General features: G+C 54.6%; 11 protein-coding genes. 6 read left to right on the plus strand and 5 right to left on the minus strand.

Features of this window, described 5'->3' with window-relative positions; all coding sequences use genetic code 11:
* Nucleotides 1–21 precede the first annotated feature (21 nt).
* On the minus strand, nt 22–777 hold the full coding sequence (locus tag JJD41_RS00180; RefSeq protein WP_200664192.1) for a choice-of-anchor E domain-containing protein: 756 nt from the start codon (nt 775–777) through the stop codon (nt 22–24).
* Between the two features lie 453 nt (nt 778–1230).
* Between JJD41_RS00180 and JJD41_RS00185 the strand changes: the two genes are divergently transcribed.
* From JJD41_RS00185 to JJD41_RS00200, 4 genes are all read left to right on the plus strand, one after another.
* The gene (locus tag JJD41_RS00185) at nt 1231–2085 is read left to right on the plus strand and encodes a S1 family peptidase (protein ID WP_370583691.1); all 855 of its coding nucleotides are present in this window, start codon (nt 1231–1233) and stop codon (nt 2083–2085) included.
* A 536-nt stretch (nt 2086–2621) separates the two neighbouring features.
* Nucleotides 2622–4055: a right-handed parallel beta-helix repeat-containing protein gene (locus JJD41_RS00190; RefSeq protein WP_200664194.1), complete on the plus strand. Its 1434-nt coding sequence runs from the start codon at nt 2622–2624 to the stop codon at nt 4053–4055.
* Nucleotides 4056–4120: 65 nt separating this feature from the next.
* A complete protein-coding gene (locus JJD41_RS00195) occupies nt 4121–6319 on the plus strand; it encodes a right-handed parallel beta-helix repeat-containing protein (protein WP_200664195.1) in 2199 nt (732 codons plus the stop codon).
* Between the two features lie 194 nt (nt 6320–6513).
* The gene (locus JJD41_RS00200; protein WP_200664196.1) at nt 6514–7227 is read left to right on the plus strand and encodes a pentapeptide repeat-containing protein; all 714 of its coding nucleotides are present in this window, start codon (nt 6514–6516) and stop codon (nt 7225–7227) included.
* Nucleotides 7228–7467: 240 nt separating this feature from the next.
* On the opposite strand, the gene hypD is transcribed toward JJD41_RS00200, so the two are convergent.
* From hypD to JJD41_RS00215, 3 genes are all read right to left on the minus strand, one after another.
* A complete protein-coding gene (gene hypD, locus JJD41_RS00205) occupies nt 7468–8574 on the minus strand; it encodes a hydrogenase formation protein HypD (protein ID WP_200664197.1) in 1107 nt (368 codons plus the stop codon).
* 51 nt (nt 8575–8625) lie between these two features.
* On the minus strand, nt 8626–10929 hold the full coding sequence (locus tag JJD41_RS00210; RefSeq protein WP_200664198.1) for a 6-phosphofructokinase: 2304 nt from the start codon (nt 10927–10929) through the stop codon (nt 8626–8628).
* A 260-nt stretch (nt 10930–11189) separates the two neighbouring features.
* Complete coding sequence (locus JJD41_RS00215; RefSeq protein ID WP_200664199.1) at nt 11190–12431, minus strand: ATP-dependent 6-phosphofructokinase; 1242 nt, start codon at nt 12429–12431, stop codon at nt 11190–11192.
* Between the two features lie 382 nt (nt 12432–12813).
* On the opposite strand from JJD41_RS00215, the gene JJD41_RS00220 reads away from it, so the two are divergent.
* Both JJD41_RS00220 and JJD41_RS00225 read left to right on the plus strand, forming a co-directional pair.
* Nucleotides 12814–13284: a hypothetical protein gene (locus JJD41_RS00220; RefSeq protein WP_200664200.1), complete on the plus strand. Its 471-nt coding sequence runs from the start codon at nt 12814–12816 to the stop codon at nt 13282–13284.
* Complete coding sequence (locus JJD41_RS00225; RefSeq protein WP_200664201.1) at nt 13277–14203, plus strand: 3'(2'),5'-bisphosphate nucleotidase CysQ family protein; 927 nt, start codon at nt 13277–13279, stop codon at nt 14201–14203. Before JJD41_RS00220 ends, JJD41_RS00225 begins: the two co-directional genes overlap by 8 nt.
* Nucleotides 14204–14223: 20 nt before the next feature.
* Here the strand turns inward: JJD41_RS00225 and JJD41_RS00230 are convergent, their stop codons facing one another.
* Nucleotides 14224–14874, minus strand: a complete 651-nt coding sequence (locus JJD41_RS00230; RefSeq protein WP_200664202.1) for a methyltransferase domain-containing protein — start codon at nt 14872–14874, stop codon at nt 14224–14226.
* Between the last annotated feature and the right edge of the window lie 51 nt (nt 14875–14925).

A 14925-nucleotide genomic window follows, 5' to 3' on the forward strand; every position in this document is an offset into this window, starting at 1 on the left:
GTATCCAACGCCCTTGGGCTTTTACTTTTTGGCTAAGAGCGGATCGACCGGGGTTTTGCGCTTGCGAAGCACCAGTAAACCGGAAACTAACCCCAATCCGAGCAAGCTGGTCGGTTCGGGAATTTTGCGGGGTAAATCGACTTCGTACTCGTAAGAGACCTTAATCCCGGCAGAGGCGATCGTATCGAAGACCGACCACATATTGCCGCCGCCGCGTCCGCCTGCCATGGAGAAGTCCTCCGTTTCCACTGTAAAATCCACTTGACCCGTGCCGACAAAGATGGCGGCGAGTTCCGCTTGGGAGGGGGCGTCGATCTCGATCGCGGTAGTGTTACTGGCTGCCGTCTCGAAGGTTTCGCCGGAGGTTCCGTCGCCTTCGGTGGTGCCGTCGTAGGCGGATAAGCCGGAAGTGGTATAACTTTCGTCGAAGCTGACGAACGACGCCAAACTACTCAAATCGAGGCCGTCGGGCCCGGTAAAGGAAAGGTCGGCGGTGTAAAACGCCATAAAATCGGTTGGGGTGGTTTCGTTGAGGTTTTCAACTTGCCACGACCCGTCCAAGGCGGCGCTAAAGTCGAGTTTGACCGTTTTGAGAATTCCTAAACTCGGGTCGAACTGTTCGATAAAGAGGTTTTCACCGCCGTTCGTTTGTCGGTTGGCAAACCCGGTTTCGTAGACGGGAGTCCATAGGGTACTGGCACGGGCAATACCACTGGGAAGTAATACCATCCCTGTAGCCAGGGTAAGTATTTTTAATTTGGACAGTTGTAAAAACATATTCGTGCCTTTCTATACAGACTCTCAATTTCCTGTAGGGGCTGAGAAAAGCGGGTGGGGCTTTTCTGCTGCTCTGTTCCGATCTCAGTATCGGTTTTGATAGGGGGGTTCTGCCGTGATGACGATCGCAGGAAAGAGCCGATCGCACAACCGCGCGGGCAGCGATATCGATCGCCTCTCACTCTGGGAAATCGGAAATTCCGGCTTTTTTCGGCGCGAAAAGAATGAATGAAAAAGCAGAAAAATTTTAAAAGCAGAAAAAGAGGGGGCTACCCTAAATTGTAACTGATTTTCATCGGATCGAAGAGTTTAATTTTGAATTTGACCCGAGAAGCTAAGAGCTAAGCGCCGCTTGCAATGCGGACGACGAGGCGATCGCGCCAAGCCTGCAAAGCGTTTGATTTGTGGCACCCTAGAACAGTAACGCTCCTGATTTTTTCGCGAACAAAACTGGTGATTTGCCCCTCTCCAAAATTTCGATCGCTCCCCCGGCGCCACAGGTTAGCCGTGGCGATCGCCGGACTGTGCGTCGCGATCGCTTGGCCGTCGGTTACCCTTGAAGACGGCTCGATCGCCTCCCCGGGGGCCGTCGGTCGTTGCGCGGATCCGGTCGCCGAATCGATCGCGGAATCGTTGAGTGACGGACAAGTGCGCGAAATTGCCCGTCAAGTGACCGTGAGGATTTTTAGCGATCTCGGCGCCGGATCCGGGGCGATCGTCGATCGCGACGGCGACACCTACACTGTCTTGACCAACGATCACGTCCTCGACAACGAAGAAAATCCCGCTTATGCGGTGATGACCGCCGATGGGGAACGCTACGACGCCGAACGCTTGGACAGCACCGATTTTGGCGATCTCGATGTCGCTGTGGTGCAGTTTCGCAGCGATCGCCCCTATCCGGTGGTCGAGTGGGGGGATACGAGGGCGATCTCCGTGGGCGATCGAGTTTACGCCTCCGGTTTTCCCAACTGGTATTTCTCGGACGATTCCCTGACCAGTACCCGAGATTGGGGAACCAAAGCTTACCGTTTGACCACGGGCGAAATCGGGATGTACTCGGCGAGATCGCTCGAACGCGGTTACCAACTCGGCTACACCAATGACATTCAAAATGGCATGAGTGGCGGTCCGGTATTAGATGCGTCCGGGCGCTTAATTGCCATTAACGGACGCTTGAAATATCCCTTACTCGGAATCGATGTTTTTAAGTTTGAAGATGGGACGCAACCTTCCGTGGAATTATTCCAACAAATGGAGTCCTTAAGTTGGGCAATTCCATCGTGTCGCATTCGAGAGAGATTTTAGATTTTAGATTTTAGATTCTTATTGGGTTCGGGGCAATTTCCTGGGGTTTTTCGGGGAATAGACCGCAGGAACAGAACCCGACATCAATGATTGATTCTCGATCGAGAATAGCTAAAATCTATCTTCGATCGCGCGCTCGATCGAGGTCGCCTTGGGGGAGTCAGCAAACAACCCCGCGATCGGTCCGGGTCAGATTGAGGGAAGGCGATCGCACCGCTTAACATAAATTAATACAACTTAAACTCTGACCGGGGAACAATTGGCAGGTGAAGGCGGTCGGGTGTCCAAACATTTTGTGAAAAACACTCCATTCATCGAAATGGGGCGCGAGAGAGTTGGGCGGTTGAAAACCGCAGGCTTAATTTAAAGCTTTCCAAATACAACAAAATAAAACGTACTCCGGAGTTGATTTATTTGTTGGTGGCGAATAAAAAACATCCGGAAAATTGGATTATTTGGGGCTTATTTAGGAGGACGATCCAAAAATCTGCTGTAGTAATAAACAAGCTGAAAGGTTATACAAGTAGAGTTCAATTATGAACAAATTTACCTATCCAATATTATTGACGACAATTGGCCTAATTAGTGCTACGAGCTTAACCATTCAAGCTGACGGTCGCTGGCAAGCGGGAAACCGCGCGATCGCCGAACAAAGCAGTTTAAATCGAGAAGCGATCGCCCAACAAAGCATTCTCTACGTCGATCCCAAACGAGGTAACGATTCGCCCAGCGACGGACGCAGCGAAGCCAAACCCTTGCGAACGATTAGTGCCGCTTTAGAACGCGCCACCTCTGGAACCACCATCCAGCTTGCTCCCGGTCGTTACAGTGCGGGAGAAAACTTTCCCCTAGAAGTGAAAAGTGGCGTCATTTTGCGTGGGGACGAATCGCAACACGGCGAACGAGTGGTGATTACCGGAGGCGGCGATCGCCTGACGCGCAGTTGGGCCAAACAAAATATCACGATCGCGGCGGGAAATAACAGTCAAATTCTCGGGGTTACCGTGACCAATCCCAACACCCGAGGAACGGGAATTTGGGTAGAAAATACCAATCCGACGATCCGCAATAGCACCTTTGTCAACAACAATCGCGAGGGAATTTTTGTTTCGGGAACGGGAAATCCGACGATCGAAAATAATAAATTTACCTACAACGGCGGCAACGGAATTTCGGTGACGCGCGACGCGAGTGGGCAAATTATCGGCAATGAATTTCACGATACCGGATTTGGCTTGGCGATCGGTCACAATTCCACGCCGATGATTGCCAATAACCAAATTCGCCAGAACCGAATTGGCATCGTCGTCACCCAACAAGCGCGCCCGGTCTTGCAAGGAAATACGATCGAAAATAATACGGATTACGGTTTGGTGGCGATCGCCCAATCTCAGCCCCAAATTGCCTCAAGTAACGTATTTCGCGGCAACGAACGCACGAATCAACTGATTACCCGAGCGCAACAAGATACGCCCCCGACACCGGACGATCGCCTCTCTCATAACACCCAATTTAGTTGCGAACCTTACGGAAACGGCTACGCGACGATCGCCCATAAAACTCTCGCATCGATTCCCCAACCGATGATTACTTGGAATAATCGGGAATTCGATACGCCGCAAAATCGCTGTAGCGAAGTGACGCAAAAATTAAATCAATTAGTGGTGAATCATGGCGGTCAGTTAGATCGAATGCTGTTTGCGACCGGACGGGTGAATAACTCCAAAGTGGTCTGTTTGGTCGATGACGTGCGCCAAAGTTGCCAACCGGAGAACATGCTATTTAATTTGAGCGGTGACAACGCCAGCAATCCCGCCGAAGTGTTGCGCCGATTAGTTGCGTTTAGCGTGCAAGGTAAAGGCAATCCGGTGCAGGAATTGGGAGAAGAGGCGATCGCCCCTCTCGAATCGGTCGCGCGCAATTTAGAACCGGAATTGGGCTTGTGGTTCGTGAAGGAAGGAAAGATCTGACTTTTTAGCCCTCAATCATCGCGGGTTCGCGATCGCGGTCGATGGCGAACCCGCCATCGATCTCTATGAATCAAAACTATTTTGTCGGCGCGATCGCCTTGGGCACCTGCGTGGCGATCGCCGTTTCCGAAATTGCCGTATTCGCCCTGACTCCGGCGCAAGTCAACGATATCGCCGCCCAAGTTTCCGTGTTAATCGGTCCCAATTTGACCGCCAAAGGCAATCGGGCGATCGTCGAAGGGGAAAAAACGGGCAGTGGGGCGATCGTCGCGCGCAGTGGTAATACCTATTATGTGGTCACGGCGTGGCACGTCGTCTGGCGGACGGGTGGGTTCCACGCGATCGTCACTCCCGACGGACAAGTGCATTACGTCGATGCATCTGAAGGGAGTCCGGACGTTATCGGGTTCGGGCGTCTCGACCCGCAAAGCGAACGGGCGATCGTCGGTTCGGATCTAGCTCTGTTGCGGTTTCGCAGCGATCGCGATTATCCCGTCGCCTCCGTGGGCAGCCAAAAGGTGCAATCCGGTGACACTGTGTATATTAGCGGTTGGCCGAATCCGGACGATTTACGTCGCACGAGGCGCGATCGCACTTTCAGTGCCGGGGCGATCGCCCAAGTCGTCAACCCGCCCTCCGCCGATGGCGGTTACAGTTTACTCTACGACAACCGCACCCGCAGTGGCTTGAGCGGCGCCCCCATTTTTAACGCCGACGGCGAATTGATCGGCATTCACGGACGGGGCAAAGGGGCAGAAAATAATTGCTCGACTCCGGAAATCAACGCCCGTCACAGTTGTGGTATGGCGATCGATCTCTTGATCGCCGCCACCCGCGATCGCGGGCTGTCCGTCGCCTTCAATCGCACGCCGCCGAGGTTGGCGATCGATCGCGACCGCCCCCCGGCTCAACCTCCCGCGAATCCGACGCCGCCGCCCGTTTCGCCGTCCCCGTCGGCAACTTCTGCGGAGGTTCCCGATTCCAGCCATACTGTCTATTACGTCGATCCCTTGCGGGGTAACAATAGCGCCAGCGCCGGAAACAGCCCGGATAACCCCTTTCGCACGATTTCTTACGCGATCGACGGCGCCCGTCCGGGAACGGTGATTAACCTCGCCCCCGGTCAATATAGTAGTGGCGAAACCTTTCCCTTGATTCTCAATCGTGGCGTTATTCTCCAAGGAAATGAAGCTCGACAAGGGGAAGGAATTGTCATTCGTGGCGGCGATTTTTATTCGACGCGCAGCGCGGCGAATCAACATTTAACTATTTTAGCATTAGCAGATACTCAAATTGCGGGAGTAACGATTAGTAATCCCGACCCGGAAGGAACGGGGGTCTGGATTGAAGATAGTGCGGCGGCGATCGTCCGCAATAATACATTTATTAATAACGGACGGGATGGAATTTACGTGGGCGGTAGCGCCAATCCTGCGATTGATAATAATCGGTTTACGAACAGTGGAGGCAGTGGAATTTCTGTGGATCGCAATGCGACTGGAGAAATTCGTAATAATTTATTTGTCAATCTGGGAGTGGCGATCGCGATCGGCGGGGATGCGTCGCCGACGATCGCCGCCAATCAAGTGCGCGCTAACGATACGGGAATGGTGGTTTCCGAACGGTCTCGACCGCGATTAAACGGAAATTTGGTCGATAATAATCGCGAGTACGGACTGTTGATTTTAGAGGGGGGTCAGCCGGAGGTTAGCGAGGATAATTTATTTGAAAACAACGCGATCGCCGATCGGTTGAACGCGCCGACGGCAGCGTGGGGATTGGACGTTCCCTCGCAAAGTTCAGAACAAACTTTATTCGCTTGTTTGGAATATAACGGCCAGTTGGCAACTTTTGTTAAAACGGGAGTCGATTCGATCCCGCAACCGTCGATCGCCTGGGAAGATAGCGAGTTGGGTTCGGCTCTCAATCGCTGTCGTTTGGTAACGCCAAGTTTAAATCGAATTGTAGCGCTCAATAACGGCAATCCGAACGGGATCTTTTTGGCAACGGGTCGGGTGAATAATAATAATGCGATTTGCGCGATCGAGGGCGCGCAAGGGGTTTGTCGCGATGAAAATGTGTTGTTGTATTTGAGTGGAGAGGAACAACGTAATCCGAGTGAAGTGTTACGAAATTTACTGATTTTCGATCGCACTCAAGGGCGAGGAAATCCGGTGCAAGAGGTAGAAACGGGGGCGATCGTGCCGTTGGCTTTTTGGGGCGATCTCGTGCAACCGGAACCGGGATTGTGGTTTACTGATTGAGGGGCGATCGATCGGCGATCGAGGGGCGATCGATCGTTGACGGGACAGGAGGAACCGATGGGGCGGAGATCGGTCGATTGCTGGCATTTCGCAGAGATTTTACCGAACGTCTAGCAGAGTTCATCGACTCTTTAAATAGAACTCAGTGAATCTACGGTATAACAACATTTGTCAGCTACATCAGGGGAATCGTCATGGCTAGAAACACGGGGTTTTCAGGCGCGAAATGCAACGGGGTGTCGCCATCCGTGCCAGGTTTCGGGAATGCAGAGGAGGGGAGGATAACTCGCCAGCTAGAGAGTCGCTATTGTGCGGGTTGCGACTTGAACGGCGCCAATTTATCCGAACGGGACTTAAGCGGTGCGGATTTGGGATTTACGAACCTCAGCAGCGCCACTCTGCGCGCGACGAAGTTGAGTGGGGCCAATCTCAACAGTGCGGACCTCAGCAGCGCCAATCTCTACGATGCCAATTTGGCGGATGCTCATTTAGGTAATGCGGATCTCAGTGGCGCCGATTTGAGTTTTGCTCGCTTAAATCGCGCTCGTTTGACGAATGCGGACCTCAAAGGTGCGAACTTGAAGGGGACGAATTTGAGCGGTGCCAACTTACGGTTTACGGATTTGCGATTTGCGGACTTGCGCGGTGCGGATTTAAGTGGTGCGGATTTGCGTTTTGCAGATTTACGCTTTGCGGATCTGCGTTTTGCCCATTTGCGCCATACCATTTATAACGAAAATACGATTTTTCCCGATCGCTTCGATCGCGCAACCCCTGGATTGCAGTGTGAAAGCCGTGACGCCCAAGATCGCCGCAGTTGCAATTTAGAAAAACGGGTTGACGATTCGGTCTTGTCGCAATTTTTAAACTTCCGCCTGTTTTCTTGCAAACAGAAAAAAGTTTCCTGAATTTTGAATCGAATTTTGGGCGATCGAAGGGTTTAAAATAGATTGTCAACAGTTCGGCCAGACTCGGCGCGATCGCTCCTCTTTTCGATCGTCAAAAACTAAATCGTCAACACCTAATTTTTCTCTAGAACTCATTGTTGGGTTCACTCCGATACATTTTCAAAGAAATTAAAAGAAAAACAGCTCGGTCAATCTCGATGGGTTCGGCGATCGCCTTCCGAGGGATCCCCTCCCTCCTTCTCACACCATCGCCCGTTCCGTCGCGTGCTTGCGGTAGCGGTAGTAAGCCGCACAAGCCCCTTCGGAAGAGACCATCGGCGCGCCGAGAGGATGTTCCGGGGTGCAGGTGGTACCGAACGCGGGGCAGTCGTGAGGTTTCTTGACCCCTTGCAAGATTTCGCCACTGATACAATCCGGGGATTCGCTGCTGCGGACGTGACCGAGGTCGAAACGACGTTCGGCGTCGAACTCGGCATATTCCGGGCGCAGTCCCAAACCGCTTTGGGGGATTTCGCCAATGCCGCGCCACTGGCGGGAGATGACTTGAAACACTTGCCTGACGAGCTTTTGAGCGGTGGGGTTGCCTTGATAGCGGACGGAACGGGTATATTGATTTTCGACTTCGGCGCGTCCTCGTTCCAGTTGTTGCACGCACATGTAAATCCCTTGGAGGATATCGACGGGTTCAAATCCGGTGACGACGATCGGCACTTGATATTTAGGGGCGATCGCCTCATATTCGCGATATCCCATCACGGTGCAGACGTGACCCGCCGCCAGGAACCCTCGCACGGCACAATTGGGGGCGGATAAAATCGCTTCCATCGCCGGGGGTACGAGGACGTGAGAGACGATCGTCGAGAAATTGGCAATTTGCTGTAGGCGCGCTTGATAGACGGCCATGGCGGTCGCGGGGGTGGTGGTTTCAAAGCCGACGGCGAAGAATACCACCTGCTTGTCCGGGTTCTCTTTGGCGAGTTTGAGACAGTCGAGGGGGGAGTAAACGATCCGCACGTCGCCGCCGTCGGCTTTGACGCCGAGCAGGTCGGTGTCGCTGCCGGGAACGCGGAGCATGTCGCCGAAGGAACAAAAGATAACCTCCGGACGCTTGGCGATCGCGATCGCCCGATCGATCGCGCTGACGGGGGTGACGCATACCGGACAGCCGGGGCCGTGAATTAAGGTAATTTCCGGCGGCAATAACTCGTCAATGCCGAATTTGACGATCGCGTGGGTTTGACCGCCGCAAATTTCCATGATCGTCCACGGACGGGTGACGAGTTCGGCGATCGCGCGGGCGTAATCCCGGGCTAAGTCGGCGTTGCGATATTCTTCTACATATTTCATGGCTACTCGCTCTCTCCCTGATTGTGAGATTATTTCTTTCGATCGACGGATTTAACCGATTTTTTTCGGCGGTTGAGCCAACATTTTACTCATCGGCCAAATATCAAACCACCATTGATCTTTCGGACGTCGGAACGTCTTATCGACCATGCGCGGCATCAAGCTGAGGTCGATAAATTTGACCTGACCGCCTTCAACCCCCATCAACGCTCCGGCGGGATTGGGTTTTTGGGCTTCGTCGATTAAGAAATCCAGCCCTTTTTCCGCGAGGCGGGTGGCTTGGATGCGATCGAACGGGGTGGGGTCGCCCCCTTGTTGCAGGTGTCCGAGAATCGCCTGTCGGACTTGAAAGACTTCGCGCCCTTCTTCGGCAAACAGGGAACAAATAAAGTCGGTATTGTAAACCGGGTGGGCGTTTTCGTTGCAGACGATCAGACCGACGCGCTTGCCGTGTTTGAAGCCTTCGATCAGGTCGGTGATATCTTTTTGCAGGTCCGTGAGGGTAATTTGTTCCTCGTGGATGTAAACCCGTTCGGCTCCGGTCGCCAAGCCGCTCATGACGGCGAGATAACCGCAGTAACGTCCCATGACTTTGACGACAAAACAACGGTTGGAGGCGACGGCGGACTGTTTGATTTTATCGACGGCTTCGATGATGTTGTTGAGGGCTGTATCGGTGCCGATGCTCAATTCGGCGCCGGGGAGGTTATTGTCGATGCTGGCGGGGACGCAGAGCATGGGGATGTTGAAGGCGGGGAAGGTATCGCGCTGGGAGTAAAGCTGGTAAATGGCTTCGTATCCGGCCCAACCGCCAATCATGAGCAGACCGTGGATGTCGTGGGCTTCCAACTGGCGGGCAATTTGGTAAAAGTCGCGCCCTTCGGGAAGTTTGCGGCTGGTTCCCAGTTCCGAACCCCCCGTGGTGGCCCAGCCGCGAACGCTCAGCCAGCCGAGTTCTTTGATGCTGCCGTCGATCAAGCCCCGAAAACCGCGATCGATGCCGAGCATGGTGTGACCGCGATCGATGCCGAGGCGGACGGCGGCGCGGACGGCGGTGTTCATGCCGGGGGCGGCGGCGCCGCAGTTGAGGACGGCGATCCGCCGGGATTGACGATCGCTCGATGGGGTATGGGGAGCGGCTTGCATCAAGGTTTGGAAGGTGTGGCAGGCGTCTTTAAAACTGTTGCCGCGCAGGTCCATGGCGCGCTCGTACTCGCCGTTGGCGATCGCCTCGGCGACGACGTGGGTTTGTTGGACGCAGTGCATCAGGGGCGATCGCACGATGCGGTTGCCGTGCATCCCGATCAGCAGGGGTTCCGGATGGGGTTCGTCTTTGAGAATTTCGTCAACGGCGGCGCAACCGAGCAAGGTGCTGAGGTTGCGATCGAAGGCGCTGGGAGACCCGCCGCGTTGGACGTGACCGAGGATCGTCACCCGCGCGTCTTCGCCGAGGCGTTCTTCGAGGACTTGTTTGATGCGATCGCTCGAAATCGGATTGCCGTCACTGTCGCGGGACCCCTCGGCGACGATGACGATCGTGTCCCGGCGTCCGGAGTCGCGTCCGGCTTTGAGGACGCTACACATTCGATCTTCCCAGGAACCGTTATCTTGCGGCGGTTGTTCCGGAATCATCACCCAGTCGGCCCCGGTGGCGATCGCCCCCATCAAGGCCAAATAGCCGCAATTGCGCCCCATCACTTCGACAACAAAGGTGCGCTGGTGGCTGGCGGCGGTGGAGGAAATCGCGTCTACTGCTTCCGTAATCCGGTGTAAGGCCGTATCCGTGCCGATCGTCATGTCGCTGCCGTACATGTCGTTGTCGATCGAAGCGGTTAGCCCGACGATCGCGAGCTGGGGATAGGCGGCGGCTTCTTCCGGGCGAATTTCGCCATTTTCGACTAATTCCTTCAGTAATTCCGACCATTCGCGCCGGAAGAGGTCGGCCCCGGTGAGGGTGCCGTCACCGCCGATCGCCACGAGGCGATCGATCCCTTCCCGGATTAAGTTGCGGGCGGCCCGGCGGCGACCTTCCCGGGTTTTAAAGGCCAAACTGCGCGCGGTTCCAATAATCGTTCCTCCTTTTTGGAGGATGCCACTGACTTCGTGCCAGAAGATCGGACGGATGCAGGCTTGTTGCGGCAGGCTGACATTGCCCATAAACGGTTCGTTGTCGCGACTCGAAGGCGCCGGGAGGGGGCATTCTCCCCCTTCCACCATGCCTTGGTAGCCTTCGTAAATGGCGTAGACTTCCGCCCCTTTGGCGAGGGCCGCGCGGACTACCGCCCGGACGGCGGCGTTCATTCCCGGCGAGTCGCCGCCACTGGTGAGAACTCCGAGACGTTTTTTCTCCTGCACGATCTATCTCCCAATTTTGCTGACAATGACGACGGTGACGACCCCTCAGCTTGCACCTCAGACCGAAACCAGAAAAATTTTATCGTCCTCACCCCCTCCCGATCCCGATCGCCGGGTGGATTGCCGAGGCGAATTTGTGCGGTTCCGATGGCCGCGATCGCCCGCGTCAAGCGCCGTCAAGGCCGATCGCTCGCTCGGCGGAACCCGCCGGGGATGTCAGGATTTTTAGGTTTTTTTTCGGGATCGATCGCCGCGCGAGCCTAGAGACTGGACTGACTCGCTTCTTCCACCGTCGCCACTTCCACCGTCGGCCCTGGCGCTTGGGGAGAATTCCAGGCGCTCGGGTCGCCGACGTAAATCCCCAGCGCTCTCGCGCTTTGTACCATAAAGCCGTTGGAATCCACCGGGGACGGACAGCGCTGCTGTTGGTGCGCTTGGGAAATCAGGGCGATCGCCTGTTCTAACGGCTTGCTCTCGACTTTGCCCCCTTCCCACACCACGAGGCGGTTGTATTGTTCGCCATCGATCAGTTGCACCGCTTTGATGCCGAAACTGGTCGCCAACAGGCGATCGAACGACGACGGCGTACCACTGCGCTGCAAGTGACCCAACACCGTCACCCGGGTATCGACTTCCTGCATCCCGCAAAACTCGATCGCGTCGCGATCGCACAAATGCTTGCTGTACGCCTTAATTTGCTTCGCTACGTAATCCCCGATCGCCCGCGACTGGCGCCGATCCTCGTGCTTGACCCCTTCCGCGACCACGACCAACGCGAATTTGCGCTTTTCCTGGTGCAAGCGCGCAATTTTATGGCAAATATTATGCACGACCTCCTTATTGACGATCGGGGTCAGTTCGGGAATCAAAATCACGTCCGCCCCCCCGGCAATCCCGGCATGAAGGGCCAAATGTCCCGCATCTCGTCCCATCACTTCCACCACCATCACCCGTTCGTGAGAAGCGGCGGTAAAGGTCAAATCGTAAAGCGCCTCGGTCACCGTATCCACTGCGGTATCGAAGCCCACGGAGCGTTCGGTAAACGGTACGTCGTTGTCAATGGTTTTCGGCACCCCGATCAACTTCCACTGCCCTTTTTGAGCGAGTTGGTACAGAATTTCCAAACTGCCGTCGCCGCCGACTCCGATCAGGGCGTCGAGTCCCAATCGGTTATATCCTTGTATAATTTTCTCGGCGATCTCCGGATCTCCCGTGTTGCCTTTACTCAACGATCCGAGGACGCTACCGCTTAGAAATTGCAAGACATCTAGCCCCTGCAGCAGTCCGGGGATGTCGTAGCCGTGTTCGTACAGTTTCAGGTCTTCCGGCTGGCGATCGCCGTTGGTAATGTCGATAAAACCGTCCGTTCCGTAAGGAATCCCGTAGACTTCCCAGCCTTTATGCGAAGCGCATTTGACCACGGCACGGATCACCGCGTTCAATCCCGGACAATCGCCCCCACTGGTGAGAATCCCGATGCGTTTTTTCGACGAATTATTCATAAACTATGGTTAAAATGACAAGACGCTGTTTTTCTAATTTAACAAGGAATCAATCCCTTGCCAGCCCGCTATGTCGTTAAAATTACATTTTTTTCAAAAACTTAAGATCTTGTTGTTAAAGCCAACAACTACTCATTTTAACCCTGTTTTTTCGATCGCCCCCTCGGCAAAAACCCCAATCTATATTCTTAATAAAAACTAAAACGGCAAATTTCTTGATTCTCCATTGTAGGGATTGGATCGCCGCTACCATTCTACCTTTAAAAAGCCGTTAAAAAGCCGTTTCGATCCCCCTTTCCCCTGCGATCGCCGCCGCAGGAGGGTAGATTTTTCCGCCAAAGCCAGAGACAATCGAGAAGAACACCCACGATTGTCAGATTGTATGCAGACCAACGATCTAAAACTCGGTTTGACCCGCGCGCAACATTTGTGGATTGCTGGGGCCATTTGGACCCTCGTCGGAACGGGGTTGCTGACAATGGGATTAGTTTTCTGGTTTCACTTCCCCTATTTAGGATTCCTCGACCGCACCCATTTACTCGGAGGATTCGCCGCCGTCACGGTCGGTTCGATCAAAGGAAAACTGATTCTCGATCGCACCGCCAACCGCGTCATCGATCGTGTCGAAACCCTCAACGAACCCAACCCCTTTAAAAGCATCTTTCAGATGTTCGGCGCCAAAACAATTGCCCTGATTCTCGCCATGATGGGAATCGGGATCGTCTTGCGCCTCGCCGGGGTCAGCTTTGAAGTGCGCGGTCTGATTTACATCGCCGTCGGAACGGCCCTGGTCTGGAGTTGTCGCCGTTATTGGATTTCGTCCTTCCAGCCCCCTATCGCCGCCGATGAGTAACCCCCCCTCGATCGCCTCGACCGCCGCCCGGATAGACGGGCGGGATTTAAACCGACTCGGCGCGATCGCTCGTGAGATCGCTTGGGGCGCTGCCGATATACTCATCCCCCACCACGGCAACGCCACCGGAGGCTTGCGGGTTCGTCACCAAGCGGACGGCCCGGTGACCAGCGCCGATTTGGCCGCCAGTCACTACATTTTGCAACAATTGCGCGTCGCCGTCGGTAGTCAAGACTACGCCTTCGTCAGCGAAGAAACCTACAAACTCGATCCCGACTCGCGCGATCGCTGTCGCCACGATTGGGTCTGGATTATCGACCCGATCGACGGGACGCGATCGTTCATCCACGGCGATCCCAACTACGCCATTCATATCGCCCTCGCTTACCGGGGGCGTCCGGCGGTCGCCGTGGTCGCCATTCCCGCCGCCGACAAGCTCTATTACGCCCACCTCGGCGGTGGGGCGTTCCTCGAAACCCGCGACCGACAGCACACTCGGGTCCGCGTTTCCCCGCGCGATCGCCTCCAAGAATTGTGCGTCGTCACCCGTCGCTCCGATCGCGACAGTCGCTTGTATCAATTATTGGCTCACCTTCCCTGTCGTCACCGCCCGCAGCTCGGAAGTATCGGTTGTAAGATGGCCGCTTTGATCGAAGGCAACGGCGACGCTTATATTTCTCTGTCCGGTCGGACGGCTCCCAAGGACTGGGATTTGGCCGCGCCGGAATTGATTTTGACCGAAGCGGGGGGACGATGTACCTATCTCGACGGTACGCCGTTGCAGTACAATCGCGCCGATATCAGTCAGTGGGGTTGCGCGATCGCTTCCACGGGAGGCTGTCACGACGCCCTGCGATCGGCGATCGCGCGGAGGTTGAGTGAGATCGATCGCCGCCGCAGCCAGATCGAGTATAGATGAACGGAGCGATCGCCTCGGCGTTAGGGAACCCGTTTCTCGGCGACGACCGCATAAAACGGATCGCCGCCTCCGATTCCCAATAATTGCAAAATCGTGGGAACCTCCGACTGACGGGCGATCGCTTCTACTTCCCCAAAGCCTTCGACCGAGTTAAAATAACCTTTGACTAATTTCAAGCGATCGCCCTCACTTCCGTCCCGCCAGACTTGAATCGCCTTTTGATAAAACATCCGATTCGAGAAACTGACGATCGCCACCCCTCCCGGCTTGAGAACGCGCAGCATTTCCCCAAAAATAATTTCCGGCTGTTGCAAATACTGCACCGATACCGCGTTGAGAACGGCATCAAAACGGTTATCTTCTAACGGTAAAATCGGATTTTTATTCAAATCTTGCACGAAATATTCGTCAAAACACGGGTTTTTTGCCAATTCTTCCTCATTGAGTCCGTGTCCCACCACCCGGGAAAATTCCAGATCGTCGGGAAGGTGAGACACCCAAGAACTCATTAAATCGAGAATTTCCGCCTTCGGTCGGAGGCGATCGCGGTATAACTGGGTGAGGCGATCGATAAAGCCATTATCGACATGGGTGACGAATCGGGGATAAGCATAAAAAAGGCGATCGTCACTTTCATCTAACTTAGTTCGCTGACTCGTTTTCAGTTGCATCCTCTACCCCTCCGTTCGATTTCATCTCAATATTTTAAGCGAAGGATTGAC

It is taken from the genome of Oxynema mangrovii CENA135, from assembly GCF_016632315.1.
Classification (GTDB): domain Bacteria; phylum Cyanobacteriota; class Cyanobacteriia; order Cyanobacteriales; family Laspinemataceae; genus Oxynema; species Oxynema aestuarii.